Below are 18,769 nucleotides of genomic sequence, written 5' to 3'. Positions count from 1 at the left end.
CCGACTGGCCAGACGCTACCGGACTCCGCCCGATTCGCGCTCGGCCGCCTTCACCAGACGCCCCGCAAAAAACTTGACCGCGCCCCCCATCGCGGCTCGCAGCACCGGACCTGTCCCGCGGACGCGCTCGGCGAACGAGCCGCTCCAGCGGAAATCGGTGCCGCCCGAAGCATTGGGCGTAAAGACGATCTCGGCGAAGTAGTCTTTGGTCGGAGATGCGCCAACCAGCTTGTATGCATGCCGGCGGTCCTGCTCATACTCGACGGTCTCTTCGCGGACGAACACGGGCCACATCCCGAGCTTGCGGATAGCCCCGACACCCCCCGGAGCGGGATCGCCCTGACATTCCCAACTTGATTGGACGACGATCGGTTTGGCCCAGGTCGACCACTGTCCACCATCGGCGGCTAGGCGGAACAGGGTCGCCGCCGGCGCACTGCTGGTCTTGTTTACCTCGAATGAAAACTTCCGACCGGACATGGCTGACTCCCCGCTGCGACTACGTGACGTGGCCTGATTGTTGTTGCCGCGTACCCTACCGCAGCGCCGTCGCCCAATTCCGGTTCGCTGCGGGCCAGGCGAGGTGGTAGTAGCGGTTCGGACATTGCACTGTCCGGGGTGCTCGGTGAGATTGCTTGACCGCGAGCACCGATCGGAATGGGGGCGCTTGGGTCTTGGCGTCAAGATTGGCGCCGACGGCAGGTTCTTGACGCATCGGCTGCGTCCGAAGGCCAGCCCCCGCAAGGTGTTCCCGATTGGATGATAGAGCCGCGCGCTTCCGAAGAAGCGCTGCATGGATTCCCGCCGGAGTTAGCGGTCATCACTGAGTTCTTCGGAAAGGCGTGTAGGACTCGCCTCAAGCATCGAGCACTGGGCCTCGCCGGCTGCTAGATGGTAGATACTCAATAACAATGGACACAGTGGTTCGGCATTCAGCGTGGATTTTCCGCAAGGTCGGACGGTCGGCATGCTGGTGCGACGGTTGCGGGCTGGTCGCGGCCACCTTGTTCGACGCCGTAGCGGGTGAGAAAGCCACACGATGAGCAGCACCCACCACGATGTCACCACGCCCGGCCCGCCCCGAGTGCAAGAGGTCGACGACGGTATCTTCGCCTACCTACAGCCTGACGGGAGCTGGTGGATCAACAACACCGGGTTTCTCGTCGGCCAACGCGGCGTGATCAGCGTTGATGCCTGTGCGACAGTGCGGCGTACCCGGGCTTACCTGAACGCGATCGGGACGGTCACGACTCAGCCGGTGCGCACACTTGTCAACACCCATCATCACGGGGACCACACCTTCGGCAACTTCCTCTTCGGCGGTGCCACAATTGTGGGTCACGAGGCGACTCGTGCTGGTGTTGTCGATTCGGGGGAACCGAGTTCGGGCCCCTTTTTCACACCCGTCGACTGGGGCGACGTGGTGTTGGAGCCGCCGTTTCTCACTTATACCGATTCGGTGACCCTCTGGGTCGACAGCCTGCGTGCCGAAGTCCGTCATGTCGGAATGCCCGCGCACACCAACAATGACTCCATCGTCTGGATACCCGAGCGCAAGGTGCTCTACGCCGGTGATCTGCTATTCAACGGCGGCACGCCCTTCCTGGTGCAAGGATCTCTTACCGGAGCCATCCAGGTTCTCGAGAACGTCATCAAACCACTTGGCGCCGAGAGGATCATCCCCGGACACGGAGCCGTTGCTGGACCGGAACTCATTGACTACGTCGTGGGATATCTCCGCTTTGTTCAGGCCAGCGCCCAAGCCGGCCATGACGCCGGTCTGTCACCACTGGATACTGCGCGCGAACTGGATCTCGGTCAGTACGCCGAGCTGCTCGACCCCGAGCGCATCGTCGGGAACCTGCACCGCGCCTATGCTGAACTAGCCGCCGCGCCACTTGGCGCGGCTATCGATATCTCCGCCGCCTTGACCGACATGGTGGCCTACAACGGCGGTCGCCCGCTGAGTTGCCTCGCCTGAGCGCTTCCGCTTCACGTACGGTCCGTGCGGGCTCGCGGAATAGTTTGTAGACACTATTTTCGCCGTATTGGAACGGATCGCGATTTGAATCTCTGTGGTGTGTCCGATCGAACTATTTCGCGGTTCGGTTCTTCGGCGGTCGCGCAGTAGGTGCATATTGACCGCGATAGCAGCAAAGAGACGGGTGGTCGCGAAGAAGCGGTCAACAGCACTGTTGGCGGCGCCGCATCATTCCGGTTCTGTGTTATCCGGCGAACTTGGCGTAGCAATTTTCGGCCGGAGTCGCGGAGCGGCCTCGGGGGACTGGCGCACTGATGAACTGGTGATTCTTCGTAGTCCGCTAGGCAAAAAAGTTCTGTAGAGCCGCCTTTCAAGGAGTATCGTATAGCGCTATGCGGCGAATGTCGCTGATTAGGTGCGGTTTTAGTTGCATCAAGATGCACCGTTTCGTTGTTGCGCAGCAAACACTGTCAAATCTCGGGCACGTCGGCGGCCAACGTTCCGCGCGGCAAATGGCGACCAAGCTCAAACCCGTTGAGCGGCATAGCGATGGTACCTGGTGATATCGCGCTCATAGCGCTTGGAAGCACGCCCCTGGTGCGGCCCGCCCGCAGCAGGCTGTGTCCGACGCCGCGCTGTGCTGCTGCCGCCGGGATGGCGGCCCACCTCATGCACGACAGCCGGCAGCATGGCAGCAAGCCAAGGGTGCGCTTCGCAGGAGAGGACTCCACACGGCCGACGTGGATCGGCTTCACCGCTTCGTCCTGTCCAACACACCACCGCAAGGAGGGCACATGAGGTACTGGCCTTTAGAGTCCGATCGAGTCGTTACATCGCCGTTCGGACCTCGTAACGGTGATTTCCACCACGGTGTTGATTTCGGATTCCCGGATGGCAGCGCGAATCGTGCGGTTTTCGCGCCTGAGGGCGGTCGTGTGATGTATGCCGGGTCGGCGCAAGGCTACGGCGGACCTGATCCGGCGGGCTGGTTGGTGATCGGTTCTGATAACGGAGTTTGGGAACTCGGGCACATTGTGCGCGAAGTAGCCGCGCAAGACGTCGTGGCCGCTGGCCAGCGGGTCGCGCGGGTCAATCCCGATAGCCGAACCAATGGCGGGACAGCGCCTCATTTGCATGTTTCCTATATGCCGGGCCGATACAACCCAGCTCGGAAGCGGGACCCAATACCGTTGCTGTCCAACGCAATCGAACCGGACGGTGGCGAAAGCGTGGCCGCAGTAAGCCCACTGATGGCTCGCCCTAGCCCCAAGTTAACTCTGGACTCAAGCTATGAGGACGTAGCCCAGGCGATTGTCGCTGAAGCCATGCGCCGCGACTACACCCGTGACGAAGCTATCGCCGTCACCGCAACCGCTATTCAAGAGTCCAGCCTGCGGCCGCGTGCGCACAACCCAGCTGGCCCTTGGGACGGTATTTACCAGCAGGATGGTAGTTACCCCGGCCGGTATGCTGCTGACACGCAGATCACTGCCTTCTTTGACCGCCTCGATGTGAAGCGGCGTTCCCCAGGCCGTGATGACATCTGGCTCAACATTTTCTGGCTACAACAACGGCCTAGTGAGTCGTCGGCGGCGGCCGCCTACCGTAATGGCCGCAAGGACTACCTCACTGAGGTCGCGTCTCATCGCTGGTGTAAATGGTCACGGGCGTAGGTTCCGTCGCAACCGACGAAAGCTATGAAGGAGGGGCTACGCCCGTGACCAAGCGAGTATCGCCGATTGAGCGTGTGCGTGTTGAGATGGATCAGTTGTTCGCCGCGACCGAGCGGCCGTTGACCGAGATTTTGGAGGAGGTCGGGCGGTTATCGGTGCGTCTGGTGTTTCAGGTCGCCGTGGAGGCCGAGGTAGAAGCAGTGTTGGGCCGAGCCCGTCACCAGCGTCGGGTTCAGGACGGCCCGGGCGGGTACCGCAATGGGTATCAACCGCCGGCGACGGTGAAGACCACGATGGGCTCGGTCGAATTATGCCGCCCGAAACTACGCGACACCGACGAGCGGTTCTGTTCGCGGCTATTCGGTGCCGGGGTGACGCGCACCCACGCTCTGGAGGCGTTGGTGATTTCGGGATGGGTGCGCGGTTTGTCGGATCGCGACATCGAGGCCGCGTTGGCCGAGGTGCTGGGCTCGCAGGCGGCGTTGTCGCGCTCGACGGTGAGCCGGATTTGTGCGGCCATCAAAGACGAGTTCGCTGCGTGGTCGTCTCGACGCCTTGATGAGCTGGTGTTGGACTACCTGTTCTTGGATGCCTCGAACTTTCGGATGCATCCCAACGCCCCGGCCGAGCCGGTGCTGGCCGCCTGGGGCATCTGCACCGACGGCAAGCCCCTGTTTATTGGGCTGGCCCCAGCCGCAGCGGAGTCGGCTGATGCGTGGGCCGACTTCTTGGCTGACCTGAGGAACCGGGGACTACGCCCGCCGCTACTGGGCATCTCCGACGGGGCGCCGGGCCTGATCGCCGCATGGGAGACCACGTTTCCGGCAAGCCTGCGTCAGCGGTGTCTGATCCATCGCTGCCGTAACGTCATCGCCAAGACACCTGTCGCGGTCCAGGACGAGATCAAAGCCGCGTTCTGGTCGATCTTCGATGACATTGACCAGCCACCCGGCCAGCAGGCCGTGGATGAAGCCACCCGCCGCGCCGAGGAGTTCACCACCACATACCGCGGGCTCTACCCAGCCGCGGTCGCTTGCCTGGCCAACGACTTCGCCTCGCTGAGCGTGCATTTGCGCTTCCCCCGCCAACACTGGACACGCATCCGCCATTCCAACCTCATCGAACGCACCTTCGGAGAATCCCGTCGCCGGGTCAAGGTCATCGGCCGCCTACCCGGCGAAACCAGCTGTCTGTCGCTGGTATGGGCCGTCCTCGACCGCGCCAGCCGCGGCTGGCGCGGAGTCACCCAAACATCAGCGACCAGCCGCCACCTCCAAGAACTACGCCACCAACTGCTCTGTCAACGGCAAGTGAAAACTGATCAGGTTTCGGCAATCGAAAATTGACCAGCTTGGTTTCATTGGTCCTCGGCTGTGGTGGTGTGGCCGAGGTCTCGGTCTTTGATGCGGTAGCTGTCTCCTTTGAGGGCGATGACTTCGGCGTGATGGACGAGTCGGTCGATCATGGCGGCGGCGACTACGTCGTCGCCGAACACTTCGCCCCACCGCCCGAAGGGCTTATTCGAGGTGACGATGAGACTGGCCCGTTCGTAACGCGACGACACGAGTTGGAAGAACAGATTGGCGGCTTCGGGTTCAAACGGGATGTAGCCGACTTCATCGACAACCAGCAGGGGGTAGCGGGCCAGCCGCGCCAATTCGGCTTGCAGGGTGCTGTTGTGATGGGCGCGAGCAAGACGATCAACCCATTGCGAAGCGGTCGCGAACGCAACGCGGTGACCTGCTTGACAAGCGCGCATCGCAATCCCGATCGCCAGGTGGGTCTTGCCGGTCCCTGGTGGGCCGAGGAACACCACGTTGTCTTTAGCGGTGACGAAGTCCAGGGTGCCCAGATGGGCGATGATGTCGCGTTTGAGACCGCGGGCATGATCGAAGTCGAACTCTTCCAACGATTTACGTGATGGGAAGCGGGCAGCGCGGATGCGCCCTTCGCCGCCGTGAGATTCCCGAGCCGACACCTCACGCTGCAGACACGCCGCGAGGAATTCTTCATAGCTCCACGCTTCGGTTCGGGCGCGCTCAGCGAGACGTTCGATGGCCTCACGCAGCGTCGGGGCTTTCAACACCCGGGTCAGATACGCCAGCTCAGCGGTGACATCACGGCTGCTGGTCGCGGTCTTGGCAGCCATCACGCCACCGGCCCGTCAAGGCCCAACAAGGCGTCGTAATCAGCGAGACGGCGTTGTTCGACCTCCACGTGATGCGGTGGACCAACAACCTCGAGCCGTTTGCGCCGCAGCAGTTTCGCGGCCTGGACATGTTCGGGATCGCTGATCGTTTGATGTTTGGCCCAGATCCGGTCGTGGTCGGCGACCAGCGTGCCGTCACACCAGACCCGCACCCGGTTTAGATCTGCGATGATCTCGATACGGCGGCCGATCGCGGCCGGATGCACCGAGTAATCGTTGCTGTCGAGGCGCACGTAATGATCGCGAGGCAACCGCGTTGAGCGTCGCCATCCGATGCTGGGCCCAACCGGCGGCAATGCCAGCATCGCTGCGGTATCGGCGGCGATGCGATCTGCTGGCCGGCATCCCAGCACCCGATGCTGGCGGTGGTTGGCCCCCACCAGCCAGGCCTGCAACTGGATGTTGAAATCGGCTGGGGAGCCAAACACCCGCCCCGGCAAAAACGCCCGCTCCAAATAGTCATGGAACCGTTCAACCAGACCCTTGGCCTCAGGATCAGCGGGTTTACAGATCCCTACCGTGGTGGCCAAGGTCCCGCGGAAAGCCTGACATGCCGGGGTCAACTCTGGTCGGCGTGCCCGCCACCGCCCGACCGCGCCCTCACCATCCCACACCAACACCCGTGGAACCGCACCCAACGTCGAAAGATGCTGCCACCAACCGGCATACAAGTCTTCGGCAGCGCGTGTCGGAATCAACAGCGCCGAAGCCCACCGTGAATACCCACACACCATGGTCAACACCGGTAACGTCGCCGCCCTACGAACCTGGCCATACCCCACCGGCACCACAACATCGGGAAACCAGAAGTCACACTGCCCGACCTCACCGGCCACATACGTCGTCCGTGACACCGGATCCGGCGCCAAATACAGTGGCCGTAACTCACGCACCCGCCCACTCAGTGTGCGGATCGAATACGACCAACCGATCCGCTCAGCAATCACCGTCGCCGGCATCCGCGGATAGGCCGCCAACAACTCCCGAATCCGCGGCTCGGCCTCATCAGCAACAGAACCCCTCACCGCACGCCGATACTTCGGCGGCCCATCAGAAGCCAACGCCGACTTCACCGTATTCCGCGAAATACCCATCACCCGCGCAATCTCGGCAATCGGCAACTGCTCCGACCGGCGCAACCGGCGAATCTCAGCCCAATCCTCCACGTTCAACACCTGCCTCCTCCTTGACACATAGCCAAGGCACTCTAGGAAGCTGGTCAATTTTCAATTGCCGCCCACTGGTCAGTATTCAGTTGCCGCCGACACTGCTCGAGCCACCCCGCCCACTGCATCCCCCCACCACAACAACCACGACCGACACCACCGCCGCGTAACATGACCACCAGGAACATGCGCCCAGCGTTTTTACACCAGTCCTAAGACGCCACCCTCACTGAAATCAAGTCTCGTACAGCTGAAGCGACAAGGCTGGTGGACCTGCACTACGACAACGCTCGCGCGGCTCAAGGTGCTCTAGCTGCCCGGCCCGATTTCAACGAGTATCCGATGTGGTCGCCGAATAACCACGGTCGAGCTGGCACAACCATCGACTTGTTCTTGATCCACACGCAGGAAGGTGATGGCAACGCCGACAGTCTCGCCCGGTACTGCCAGAATCCCGCTCCAGGTGGCGATCCGCGCAAAGCGGTGTCTTACCACTACACCGTGTCGATGGATGTCAACGACAAAGGTGTCACGGTCGTCGACGTTGTTGATACCGACCTGGCTTCATGGTCGGTGTTGTCGGCGAATAGTCGATCGATCAATCTGTGCTTCGCGGGCTCCTGGGTATCGTGGTCGCGCGACGAGTGGCTCAAGAAAGCTGGCCGGGCCATTGATGTCGCTGCCTACCTAGCGGTTCAAGACTGCAAGAAGTACGGAATCGACATCGGAGTGATTGCTCCGCCGTATAACTCGGGCCCGCCCGGCATTTCCGATCACCGGTACGTCACCAAGTGGCTCAATGATGGCACTCACACCGACGTCGGCGACAACTTTCCATGGGACGTCTTCGAAACCGCGGTACTCAAATATTCCGGCCAGAAGCCAGCGCCCGCGCCAGCCCAAGCGCTCGACTATGACAAGGAGACCTGGGATCAGCTGCGGTTGCAGTGGAACATGTTGGGCGGACTGACTCTTGTTGAGGCGGTTGCGCAGATCCGAGACAAAGTATGCGGCACCGACGACGCCAACAAGCCAGGTGCACGATGACCTGGGATGGATGGGGTCCGGGCACTTCGAGCCCAAAGGTTGCTGCGGTCAAAGCTGCGATCAAACGCCGGTTCAGCTACGGCGAAACACTCTCCGAAGGACCGGACTACCGTGTCAGTGACGAAGCCCCGATCGTTGAGTTCCAGCAGCGTGTCCATGCCGAGGTCATATCTGGCCTCCGGTCGCCGCCGGACCCACGCACTGACGGCCGGATTGACTGGGCTACGCAGGTACAACTCGGCGTTATCCAGCGAGCACCGGCGCCGCCGCTGCCGCCGAAGGACCGCCACCTCGCGGTTGTCTACCGCGGGATTGGCGGCATTATCGGATCGGACTATGTGTCTCGCGTCTGCCAGGCCGCTGTCGATCTGGTCGAGGAAGTCAATCCGTCATGGGCTGCGACGATGGGTGAAATACCTGTCGGCGCCGCCGGCAACCCCGGCGACCCGTCCATGCAGACAGCCGTGGAGTTGGCGCTGTCGGAAGGGCAACGCATCATCATTGACGCATTGCGCAGCAGCCCTCGCCGCCGGGTGATTATCGGTGGTTACTCTGGCGGCGCGGTAGTGGCGGCTCGGCTCCGCCAGTGGCTGCTGGCGAACTTTCCCGACAACTACCTGTGCAGCTTCAGTTTCGGCGACCCCACCCGACCGGCGGGCGGCTGCTATTTCGGTGGGGTGCCGGCGCCGGGTCGCGGCATCAGCACCTGGCGCTACGGGGACGTGCACGATTGGCGGCACTGTTGGCTGGCCGCGCCCGGCGACATGTATACGAGCGTTCCCGACGGTCCGGCCGGTGACATCATGGACACCGTCTATGAGATGGTCACCCGAGTCGAGTTATCCGATCCGCTGGCTACGGCGCAGGCGATCATCCCGCGAATCCCGGTCATCTTGGAGGAAGCTGGAATCGATCTGCCGGCCATTTTCGGTGTTCTCACCGGGCAACTCCCGGTGCCATCGGCCCCCGCATCAACAGCGGGGGCGCTCGGTGCGGCGAGTACCGGGATCGCTGGTGCGCTTGGCGGCGTTGTTGGCGGGCCCGCAGGCGCAGGAATCGCGGCCGCCCTCACTGGCAGCGCTACCGCCGTGGCAGCGGTAGGCATCCCGATCGTGATCAGCGGCCTTCGCGGCGTCATCGGAACCGTGGTCGGTGGCACCAATGCGAACTTGTCTGGGCCGGCTGCTGCGGCCCAAGCCGCCATCATCGGTTTGCAATTCATCGCTTCGCAACCGCCTACCGCGCCGCACATCCAATACGAGTTCCGCGAGGTCTGGCCTGGACAGACGTATCTTGGCCTAGCTATCCAACATGTGCGTGACTACAGCTCCCGGTTCGTTCCGGCTTCCCTTGCCGGCGCCTAGAGCAGTGTATTTCTTATTCGGTCCATGCCTTCATCGCCGACCTGTTTCTTTGTCGATTCTACGTACTGGCCCACACCTTTATCCCAGCTAGCGTCGCTGACCGTTTGGTAATGGTCGCGAAGGGAGAATATCGGTATCATCTGGTCGTCGAATTTCCGGTTCTTGCTGGAAGTGTCGTGGCCCATGCCCGACATGGGCGCTGCCATCATTCCTGGCGCTCCCGCTGCTGAGGCGCGGGGATTAGAAGAAGCTGAGGCCCCGCCTGTACCTGCTTCGGCGGCATCCCAGTTACCGGGGAAACGAAACCCGGTTGTAGGCCCGGGCAGATCTTCTTCGTCATCGACTCGAAATTTGCCCACAGTCACGGCGCCCGCCGAGGGCTTTCCTACCAGGGTCGGCGAAACCTCGGGCGCGCCGGGGGTATTGTCCGATGAATCAGAAACATCATCCGACGTCAATGCCGCCCCCGCGCCGGTGCCGCCACCACGCCCCAAGCTGCTGCCCAAGGAGGTAAGGCTGCCCACGGCTCCTAGTCCTAGTGCGCCCGCGCCAGCTGCCATTTCTGGAATTCCGGCGCCAGCGCCAGCCCCTGGCGTGGTACCGCCTCCATTCGGCTTGTCGTCCGGAACGATCGGTGGGACTATCCCAAGCAGCGGGAACTGCGTGTTGGTAGCTGAATTGTTCTTATAGTCGCCGTAAGCCCCTTGGTTTGTTTTTGTATATTTCTCGTAATATAATTTTGCCTGCATTGCAATCATTTGTGGACTTCCAAAAATGAGCAAATAGTATAATTCTGGATTTGCCTGTACGAATGCTTTACCGTGTTTATTCGGGTCGAGCATCGCATTACGTGCGAGCGACACTGCTTGATGATCTTTTAGCTTGCCGAATGCATTGTCGAATGCCGTGCTTTGTTGAGTGGTGTTGTGTTCGGCTGTTTCCAAGGCCGTGATCGTATGCTGCAGATAGGTTATGAGCTGTTCAATTTTCGAACGAAGATCGGGGATCGCCGATGAGTCCCAGACCGCCAGAACCTTGTACAGGTTAGCTTGCAGGCCGATAATCAGTGTCTTGTACGCTTCCCGGCAGTTGCCAAAAGCCGACGAGGCCGCTTTCATGTGGTCTCCGCCGGTACTAGGTGTTGAGCTAGTCAGCTTGCCTAGCTGCAATGCGATGACCTCGGGCGGCAGATTGGTTGGCACAGAACCCCAGGTAACGTCCACCGCAGCGGTTTCTTGCTCGGCTACCATAGCGACATACTTCCACAGGTTTGGCTGGATCGTCGAGGTCCGGCCGCTTCGTTGATCGGTACTTCACCGCGTGTTCGTGAAGCTAGTGCTTCCCGGATCCTTGCGAACCGGAGTGCATCGGTGTTCGGCGGAACGTTGTGGTAGTAGTTTTCGACCGACGCTAGAGTTCGCGACCAGATGCACTGGCGAAGCGATGCCATTGGCGCTGCTGCGGCCGGTTACCTGGTCAAGACCGACGAGTCTCATCCATGCAAAATTCCAACGCTATTGACCATTTCTTTGCGCGGCGCAACGGCGAAGCGCGATCATTCACAGTATGGCGAAACCGTCTGTCCTGACACCTGAGAACGGCCTTCCTTCTGGTGTGCAGGGTGTCTGTGATTCCCGCTTTGTCGCAGTGATCCGAGCGTTGGCTGGGCTTTTTCCCGGGCGCAGGTTCGGAGGTGGGGCACTCTCGGTCTACATAGACGGCCGGCCAGTCGTTGACGTGTGGCTGGGTTTTTCCGATCGGCGCGGCGAGGTGCCTTGGACGGCTAACACCGGAGCCATGGTGTTTTCCGCGACCAAGGGGTTGGCCGCGACGGTAATTCACCGGTTGGTGGACCGTGGGCTGCTGACGTATGACGCGCCGGTCGCCGACTACTGGCCGGCGTTCGGGGCCAATGGTAAGTCCGGCATCACCGTTAGTGATCTCTTACGGCATCGAAGCGGTCTGGCGCACCTCAAGGGCGTCGGAGCGGAGGAAGTGTTGGACCACCTCGGCATGGAGGAGCGGCTAGCTGGCGCGCCGTTGGATCACACGCACGGCAAGATGGCCTATCACGCGATTACCTACGGCTGGTTGTTGTCCGGGATCGCCCGGGCCGTGACGGGAACCGGCATGCGCGACCTGTTCCGCCAAGAACTCGCGCTTCCGCTTGATACTGACGGCCTGCATCTGGGGCGCCCGCCTGCCGACGCGCCGACCACGGTGGCACAGACGCTCCTGCCCCAAACAAACATCCCGACGCCGGTTCTCAACTTTGTTGCGCCTAAGGTCGCAGGACTGTCTTTCTCCGGACTTCTCGGGTCGGTCTACTTCCCTGGTTGCTTGTCCATGCTGCAGGGCGACATGCCGTTTTTGGACGGTGAGATTCCGGCCGTCAACGGTGTGGTGACTGCGCGTGCCCTGGCAAGGGTGTACGGCGCGATCGCCAACGGCGGGAATATGGATGGAACACGTTTTATGTCGCCAGAATTGGCGGGCGGACTGAAAGGTAAGTCGGATCTGACACCGGACCTGAACCTCGGGCTACCGTTCACGTATCACCGCGGCTTTCAGTCGTCGCCGGTACCGGGCCTGCTGAAGGGCTATGGCCACATCGGTCTCGGCGGAACCGTGGGGTGGGCTGATCCCGACACCGGCAGCTCGTTCGGCTACGTCCACAATCGGCTGCTGACGCTGATGCTGTTTGACGTCGGCTCGTTCGCGGGGTTGGCTCCGCTGCTGAGTAACGCGATCGCCGCCGCGCGCAGAGCTGGCCCCTTGGAGGTGCCGCACTTGGGTGCGCGATACGACGAATCCGATGAGCCCGAGCTGGCCGCTAGCGATTAGCTGAGCGTGCACCGTGCTGGCTCGGCGCCATGGCGCTAGATCTCGTAGATAATTAGCCACACAAGTGCGGCGGTAGCTGCGAGCAGAACGGTCATCACCGACGTTCGAAAAAGGCGTGACTGGCGATGGAACCAGTTTGATAGTTGCCGAAACCGCCAGTCGCACCAGGCGTATGAGCTTGCAGCCCAATCAGATTCCGCCGCCAGGAGCCGTAACGCAACCAGAAGCGCGGGGATGCCGGCTTCGGGGAGCGGCACGATCAGTGCGATGGATGCAACGAGGAGTAAGCCCCCGACAACAACCAGGGTTGCGCGAAACGATACTGGTCGCGTGCGGACCCGTTTGCGGTACGCATGTACTCGTTCGAGTGCTCCGCGCCGAGTCGTGGCTGCGCTGTCACGATTGCCTGAGTGCACGAATGTTCCTGTTTGTGGTGTTGTCGAGGCCCAGCTGGTAGCGAAGCCCACAGACCAGTCTGCGTGGCCTCCGACGTAGGCGCCACACGGATGCTGGATGAGGGGAATTGCTTAGACTGCGGTGATGGATGGCGGTTCCCGGCACGAGTCGGCGGGTCCTGACGGTCTGCTCAAGATCGAGGACTGTTTGGATGCCGACGGAGGCGTGATGTTGCCTCCGGGCACCACGCTGATCTCGCTCATCGATCGCAACATTGCGCATGTCGGTGACTCGGTGGCGTATCGCTATCTAGACTACGCCGGCTCAGACGACGGGCACGCCATCGAACTGACCTGGACCCAGCTCGGTGATCGGCTGAGCGCCATCGCTGCGCACGTGCAGCGGGTCGCGGGGCGGGGTGACCGGGTAGCCATCGTCGCGCCGCAGGGGCTCGACTATGTTGCCGGGTTCTTCGCAGCGATAAAGGCGGGCAGCATTGCGGTGCCGTTGTTCGCGCCAGAATTGCCCGGGCATGCTGAGCGTCTGGATACAGCGCTTCGCGACTCTCAGCCCACGGCTGTACTTACCACGGCGGCAGCCAGGCAAGGCGTAGAACATTTTCTGACCAATGTCCCGCGGCTGCGGAGGCCGAAAGTGCTTGTCATAGACCACATACCGGATTCGGCGCAGGCCGGGTTCGTGCCCACCCATCTCGAAGTCGACGATATCTCCCATCTGCAGTACACCTCGGGGGCGACCAGACCACCGGTTGGTGTCGAGATCACGCACCGCGCTGTGGGAACCAACCTGGTCCAGATGATTCTCTCGATCGACCTGCTGAATCGGAACACTCACGGCGTCAGCTGGTTACCGCTCTACCATGACATGGGCTTGTCGATGATCGGTTTTCCGGCGGTGTACGGCGGACACTCGACCTTGATGTCGCCGACTGCATTTGTCCGGCGGCCGCTGCGGTGGATTCACGCACTAGCCGCAGGCTCACGACAGGGCAATGTGGTCACCGCTGCGCCGAATTTCGCTTACGAGTGGGCCGCTCAGCGTGGGCTGCCGGCGCATGGCGATGATGTCGATCTCAGCAATGTGGTACTGATCATCGGTTCCGAACCAGTAAGCATCGATGCGGTAACGACATTCAACAAGGCGTTTGCACCGTATGGACTACCACGGACTGCGTTCAAGCCTTCCTACGGCATCGCAGAGGCGACGTTGCTCGTCGCGACGATCGATCCTGGCGCCGAGGCCACGGTCACCTACCTTGAGCGGGAGCAATTGGGCGCAGGCAAGGCGGTACGTGTCGCGCCGGACGCGCCGGACGCGGTGGCGCACGTGTCGTGCGGTCGGGTAGCGCGCAGTCTATGGGCGGTGATCGTCGACGCGGATAGCGGCGCGGAACTCCCGGACGGCGAGATCGGTGAAGTCTGGTTGCAGGGCAACAACGTCGGCCGAGGCTACTGGGGACGGCCGGAACAGTCCCGGCTGACTTTCGGCGCGCAGCTTTTGTCGCGGCTTGGCGAGGGGAGTCGCGCTGACGGTGCCGCCAATTCACGATCCTGGTTGCGTACTGGGGATCTCGGCGTTTACCTCGACGGTGAGCTCTACATCACTGGCCGAATTGCTGACCTAATAACCATTGATGGCGTGAACCACTACCCGCAGGATATCGAAGCCACCACGGCTGCGGCGTCGACGATGGTGCGGCGCGGATATGTGGCGGCGTTCGCCGTCACGGCGAACGAACTGCCGGAATCAGAGGCGTTGGGCGCCGAGGCAATTGGTCAACGCTTGGTGGTTATCGCCGAACGCGCGGCGGGTACGAGTCGTGCCGATCCGCAACCGGCGATCGCGGCGATTCAGTCGGCAGTGTCGAACCGGCATGGATTGTCGGTCGCTGACGTTCGTTTTGTACCTGCTGGTGCGATTCCACGCACTACTAGTGGCAAATTGGCGCGCCGGGCATGTCGTGCCGAGTACCTCGGCGGCACGTTGGGCGTGCGTTAGGAAGCCGCGCGGCCAGACTCGATCGCTAGCCCGCGCCGGAAGAGACGCCGCGATCTGCTGTCGGAGGGTCCCGTCTTAGGAACAGGTAGGCAAATGCCGCTCTGGTGTAGGGGATTCCGCGCCCGCTTTGCCGGATCGTATCGGGATCGGCTGTATGCGGCTTCTTCGGCACAAGGTACCCATCAGTTGCCTCGTCGAACCAGTACCGGCCGTCGCGGTGCAGAACGGCGGCCGCTAACTGCAGCCGTGAGTCGAGAGCGGCAATGCTGGCGTCTCCGTGGCTGGCATTGGCCAACAACAGCCCTCCTGGCTTCAAGTACTTTCCGCAGTGCTCCCATACCGGTCCCGCATAAAGGGAGATGAGCAGATCGAAGCTCAACTCGGGCAGTGGGAGTGCGGTGGTGTAGTCCGTGTGAACGAAAAACACTTCGGTGCCGGCTCCCGGCCAGGTGCGATTGTTGAGCTCGGAGCGCACTAGAAGCTCATTGGCAAAGTAGCGGGCTGCGCGTCGGTCGGTGTCGACGTAGGTGACTGCAGGGATCGCGGTCGACGGCGACAAGTCGAGATAGCTGCCGGGGTACAGTGCCCGTTGCGGTGACCAACCCGACATGAGAGCGGCAAACAGACTGGACCGATCGCCGATCGATTTCCGGTAGCTGGCCCACGACTCGCCGGTGGAACGGCTCGGGTGCGTTGGCCCGGACGTCATGCGACCTGCATTTCTCCTCGTGTGCCCCGCGAGTCAGCCGTTCGATGTATTAGCAACGGCCTACGAGTCGGGCAGTGGTGCGTTGTCCGGCACGTCGGTGTACCGCAACTCATAGCCGTCGCGCGAGAACGTGAAGCCTTTAGCCGTCGATTCGCTGACGCACGACACGCCAGCTGATTCCTGGACGTTGCAGCGAAACCCCGCCGCAGCGAGCACCAAGTTGAACGATAGGACTTCCGGTGAATCTGAATCCGGTGAGAACTGCCCATCCGCAAGCGCCGCGAAGTGCGCCTCGCCGGTCTTGCCCACGACAATGGCATTCGGCGCAGAATCCGTACCGTCTGTGTCGGTAACGGCGTCCGGTTCGCCTTCGATACCGATGGTCGCCCCGCTCGTCGACTGACAGCCGGCCTGGGAGTGGGGCACTATGCCGCAGTGCCATCGACCACTTGGTGACTCGAAATAGTAGCCCGACGGGTTGCCTGAATTCACAAAATAGTCGGCCGCATTCGCAAGGTGCAGGTTGTTGGTCGGGTTCGCCAGCAGGGGAGTAGTAGCAGTCGTCTCGGGCGCTGCTGGGCTAGCCCCGCGATCTACTGCGGGTCCAGGCCCGCACGCGGCGGTGGCCGCGGCGGTCACCGCCAAGACCGCCGCAGATCGCCGCACGGCGACGCTACTGAACGCCATAGTGGCTATGTTGTCATCTCCGTTGCGGCCAGTCGTTGCAGCGTCGCCGTTGTGGCGCTCACGCCTCGTGCGGCAGAAACGTCAGGCCAGCGTAGCCATCAATCGGTGCGGTCGCCGAGCTACGGCCGCCAGACCAGCAGGTCCTCGATGCCGTTGTTCATGGCGACGAAGGTTGGCGACGGACCGGTGACATCGAAGTAGATCTTGCCGGTCGATTGTTGCCCTTGGGGGATAGTGGCTCCGCTGATGCCATCTGGCGTTGCGGCCTGCCACAGCACCCGGTAATTGATCCCGTCGTCGGTGCGGGCATTGAACTGTGAGATCGCCGGAGTGACAGCGCCTCGGATCGCATTGACGGTGGCGGTTGCCTCCCAGACCTGGCCAGCCACTGGATAGCCCGGAATTGTGTCGGTGCTGGATTTGAGATCGCTGACCTTCCAGCCGAGCTCCACGTTTCCAACGGTGTCGGTCATCTTCAACTCATGGCCGAGTTGGCCGTTGATGGGATAAGCGAACGCGAATGGTGCAGCGACGGTAGCAATCGTTGCCAGTGCGGCGACTGCCACTGCTGTCTTGATCATCCTGGTGAGTTTCACGGGTCCTCCACTACTCGTTAGGGCGATTACTCGCGCGAAGCAGGTCGACATAATCACTTTAGTCCGCGCATGAACTGGTGACTCACTCACCGTGACAGTACGGCGATTTTCTCAGGTCCGGCTCGCAGGCCATGGGGGTCGGCCACGTCAGCGCTGAAGGGCAGAAGTGCGAGGTCGATCCGCTCTGCGACGCAACACATGCCTCGTGTGCTACCGGTAGATGCTGGCAGGCGTTAGTTAGGCGGTGGCCAGCGATATCGGCAGGTCGACGGGGGACTGGGCGTTGCGATTGAGAAGATGGCACTCTAGCTCGTGTGTTGATCGAAGACGCGCCAACGGCTTAGCCTGGTCAGTCCAAAATCCGCCCGCGAGCGCGGGTTTGCCTCCTGCTAGCGGAAGGCCAGTGCATTATGAGTTTCGATTACGACCAGGGCAACGTCGCCGAACAGTATCAAGATGCCAAGACGCAGCCTTGGCGGTCGCGGATCGAGACCTATTCTTTCTTGAAATTCATCGGTGACGTCAAAGGCAAGAAAGTTCTAGATGTTGCATGTGGTGAAGGGCATTTCACCCGCATGCTGCGCCAGGCCGGCGCCGCTGAGGTGGTCGGACTCGACATCTCCGAGCGAATGATCACCTTGGCGCGTGACCAGGAAGCGAGCGAGCCGCTAGGCATCGAATATCTCGTTGAGGATGCCCGAACGGTCGCGCCGCAACAGGACTTTGACATTGTCGTCGGCGCGTGGCTGTTGGTCTACGCCCAAGATCGCGAAGACCTCGCACGGATGTGTCGCGGCGTGGCGTCCCGTGTCAAGTCAGGAGGCCGGTTCGTCACCGCGACGACGAATCCAGGCGTGTATTCGTTCGCTCGTCCACTGGACTACCGCAAATACGGATTCGAGGTGGAGCTTGCCGACTCTGTCTTCGATGGTGCACCGATTGACGTCATTCTCCGCCTCAGGGATTCCTCACTGAAGGTGATGAACTACTACCTGCCTACGGCAGCGTACGAATCCGCTTTCGCAGCAGCCGGTTTCCGCGATTTCAGAGTGCACATGCCCGAGCTGGCGCCCGCTCCCAAGGGGCAGGACGAGGGCGACTACTGGGACTACTTCATGCAGAACCCATTCCTGGTCGTCATGGAGTGCCTCAGGGACTGATGCATCCGGGCACTGCCGCCGATGTGGTCGAAGGCTTGGTTACCACGCGTCTGTCGGTCGTGTGCTATTGACTGGTGAGGCACCTATTGACTGGTGAGACACCCCGCATGCCACCATGGCTAAATGGCAGGGATACCCGGAGGGTCAGCCGCCGGATCTGGTGGGAGTGATGCTCTGACCGGGTTTCCCATCACTGCGCCGCCCTTGCCGGGTCCGGTCACTTTCGATCAGTGCTGGAGCCAGCTGACTTTCGTGCATTGGCCGGTGCGGCCCGAGAGCGTGCAGGCCATGTACCCGCCCGGGACCCGCCCCGATGTCTTCGTCGATGGCATGACATATGTTGGTCTCGTCCCGTTCGTCATGAGCGCTACCAAACTCGGCACCGCACTGCCGCTTCCGTATTTCGGCAGCTTTCTCGAGACCAACGTGCGGCTGTACTCGATAGACAGCGCCGGTCGCCATGGCGTTTTCTTCCGGTCGTTGGAAACAGCTCGGCTAGTCGTTGTGCCTCTTACCCGAGCTGGGCTCGGCATCCCCTACGCCTGGGCTCGGATGCGACTGGCGCAATCTGGCAAGCAGATCAGTTATCACAGCTTCCGGCGCTGGCCCCGCCGCGGCGTCCATTGCAGGTTGACGATCACCGTCGGAGACGCGGTCGAACCGACCCCGCTCGAAATCTGGCTTACCGCCCGATGGGGTGCGCACACACGTAAGGCGGGCCGGACATGGTGGGTACCCAACGAGCACGGACCGTGGTCGTTGTGCGCCGCGGAGGTCGCTGACCTAGATTCGGATCTGCTGGACGCCAGCGGGGTGCAACCCGCCGGTGAGCACCTGCGTGCGCTTTTTTCAGCGGGCGTGCGAGCCCGTTTTGGCCGCCCCTGCGTCGTCCGGTGACCAGGCGGGTGAGTACTGCCA

Annotated in this window: 17 protein-coding genes; 10 read left to right on the top strand and 7 right to left on the bottom strand. The window is 61.8% G+C overall.

From position 1 onward, the window contains the following. Positions 1 to 15: 15 nt before the first annotated feature. Positions 16 to 480 carry an SRPBCC family protein gene (locus ACO07W_RS21240; protein ID WP_421845543.1) on the bottom strand — a complete coding sequence of 155 codons (465 nt, stop codon included), beginning with the start codon at positions 478 to 480 and terminating at the stop codon, positions 16 to 18. A 559-nt stretch (positions 481 to 1,039) separates the two neighbouring features. Here ACO07W_RS21240 and ACO07W_RS21235 point away from each other — a divergent pair. From ACO07W_RS21235 to ACO07W_RS21225, 3 genes are all read left to right on the top strand, one after another. Continuing rightward, positions 1,040 to 1,981: an MBL fold metallo-hydrolase gene (locus ACO07W_RS21235; RefSeq protein WP_421845542.1), complete on the top strand. Its 942-nt coding sequence runs from the start codon at positions 1,040 to 1,042 to the stop codon at positions 1,979 to 1,981. 794 nt (positions 1,982 to 2,775) lie between these two features. Further along, positions 2,776 to 3,654 (top strand): M23 family metallopeptidase, encoded by an 879-nt coding sequence (locus ACO07W_RS21230; protein ID WP_421845541.1) that lies wholly within the window; start codon positions 2,776 to 2,778, stop codon positions 3,652 to 3,654. 86 nt (positions 3,655 to 3,740) lie between these two features. Continuing rightward, positions 3,741 to 5,000 carry an IS256 family transposase gene (locus tag ACO07W_RS21225; RefSeq protein WP_421846151.1) on the top strand — a complete coding sequence of 420 codons (1,260 nt, stop codon included), beginning with the start codon at positions 3,741 to 3,743 and terminating at the stop codon, positions 4,998 to 5,000. Between the two features lie 11 nt (positions 5,001 to 5,011). Here ACO07W_RS21225 and istB read toward each other — a convergent pair whose 3' ends face one another. Further along, positions 5,012 to 5,803, bottom strand: coding sequence for an IS21-like element helper ATPase IstB (gene istB / locus ACO07W_RS21220; RefSeq protein WP_421839995.1), 792 nt, complete (start codon positions 5,801 to 5,803; stop codon positions 5,012 to 5,014). Next, entirely contained in the window at positions 5,803 to 7,038 is a 1,236-nt protein-coding gene (gene istA, locus ACO07W_RS21215; protein ID WP_421839994.1) for an IS21 family transposase, read from the bottom strand. Before istA ends, istB begins: the two co-directional genes overlap by 1 nt. An 11-nt stretch (positions 7,039 to 7,049) precedes the next feature. On the opposite strand from istA, the gene ACO07W_RS21210 reads away from it, so the two are divergent. From ACO07W_RS21210 to ACO07W_RS21200, 3 genes are all read left to right on the top strand, one after another. After that, a complete protein-coding gene (locus tag ACO07W_RS21210; RefSeq protein ID WP_421845540.1) occupies positions 7,050 to 7,199 on the top strand; it encodes a hypothetical protein in 150 nt (49 codons plus the stop codon). A gap of 97 nt (positions 7,200 to 7,296) precedes the next feature. Continuing rightward, positions 7,297 to 8,076, top strand: coding sequence for an N-acetylmuramoyl-L-alanine amidase (locus ACO07W_RS21205; RefSeq protein WP_421845539.1), 780 nt, complete (start codon positions 7,297 to 7,299; stop codon positions 8,074 to 8,076). Continuing rightward, positions 8,073 to 9,440, top strand: a complete 1,368-nt coding sequence (locus tag ACO07W_RS21200; RefSeq protein WP_421845537.1) for a hypothetical protein — start codon at positions 8,073 to 8,075, stop codon at positions 9,438 to 9,440. Before ACO07W_RS21205 ends, ACO07W_RS21200 begins: the two co-directional genes overlap by 4 nt. Here ACO07W_RS21200 and ACO07W_RS21195 read toward each other — a convergent pair. After that, positions 9,437 to 10,690 carry a hypothetical protein gene (locus ACO07W_RS21195; protein ID WP_421845536.1) on the bottom strand — a complete coding sequence of 418 codons (1,254 nt, stop codon included), beginning with the start codon at positions 10,688 to 10,690 and terminating at the stop codon, positions 9,437 to 9,439. The genes ACO07W_RS21200 and ACO07W_RS21195 overlap by 4 nt on opposite strands. Positions 10,691 to 11,006: 316 nt before the next feature. Here ACO07W_RS21195 and ACO07W_RS21190 point away from each other — a divergent pair, with 316 nt between their 5' ends. After that, positions 11,007 to 12,284: a serine hydrolase domain-containing protein gene (locus ACO07W_RS21190; RefSeq protein WP_421845535.1), complete on the top strand. Its 1,278-nt coding sequence runs from the start codon at positions 11,007 to 11,009 to the stop codon at positions 12,282 to 12,284. A 540-nt stretch (positions 12,285 to 12,824) separates the two neighbouring features. Beyond that, the gene (locus ACO07W_RS21185) at positions 12,825 to 14,699 is read left to right on the top strand and encodes a fatty acyl-AMP ligase (protein ID WP_421845534.1); all 1,875 of its coding nucleotides are present in this window, start codon (positions 12,825 to 12,827) and stop codon (positions 14,697 to 14,699) included. A 25-nt stretch (positions 14,700 to 14,724) separates the two neighbouring features. On the opposite strand, the gene ACO07W_RS21180 is transcribed toward ACO07W_RS21185, so the two are convergent. From ACO07W_RS21180 to ACO07W_RS21170, 3 genes are all read right to left on the bottom strand, one after another. Continuing rightward, the gene (locus ACO07W_RS21180) at positions 14,725 to 15,408 is read right to left on the bottom strand and encodes a hypothetical protein (protein ID WP_421845533.1); all 684 of its coding nucleotides are present in this window, start codon (positions 15,406 to 15,408) and stop codon (positions 14,725 to 14,727) included. 60 nt (positions 15,409 to 15,468) lie between these two features. Then, positions 15,469 to 16,095 carry a hypothetical protein gene (locus ACO07W_RS21175; protein ID WP_421845532.1) on the bottom strand — a complete coding sequence of 209 codons (627 nt, stop codon included), beginning with the start codon at positions 16,093 to 16,095 and terminating at the stop codon, positions 15,469 to 15,471. A gap of 119 nt (positions 16,096 to 16,214) precedes the next feature. Continuing rightward, a complete protein-coding gene (locus ACO07W_RS21170) occupies positions 16,215 to 16,691 on the bottom strand; it encodes an MPT63 family protein (protein WP_421845531.1) in 477 nt (158 codons plus the stop codon). Positions 16,692 to 17,101: 410 nt separating this feature from the next. Between ACO07W_RS21170 and ACO07W_RS21165 the strand changes: the two genes are divergently transcribed. Together ACO07W_RS21165 and ACO07W_RS21160 are read left to right on the top strand one after the other, a co-directional pair. Further along, positions 17,102 to 17,851 (top strand): class I SAM-dependent methyltransferase, encoded by a 750-nt coding sequence (locus ACO07W_RS21165; RefSeq protein ID WP_421845530.1) that lies wholly within the window; start codon positions 17,102 to 17,104, stop codon positions 17,849 to 17,851. A 123-nt stretch (positions 17,852 to 17,974) separates the two neighbouring features. Continuing rightward, positions 17,975 to 18,748, top strand: coding sequence for a YqjF family protein (locus ACO07W_RS21160; protein ID WP_421845529.1), 774 nt, complete (start codon positions 17,975 to 17,977; stop codon positions 18,746 to 18,748). Positions 18,749 to 18,769 lie beyond the last annotated feature (21 nt).

Origin of the sequence: Mycobacterium sp. (assembly GCF_965230835.1) — a bacterium.
Taxonomy (GTDB): Bacteria; Actinomycetota; Actinomycetes; order Mycobacteriales; family Mycobacteriaceae; genus Mycobacterium.
The sequence above is the reverse complement of the archived record's forward strand: the minus strand, read 5'-3'. Positions and strand labels throughout refer to the sequence as shown.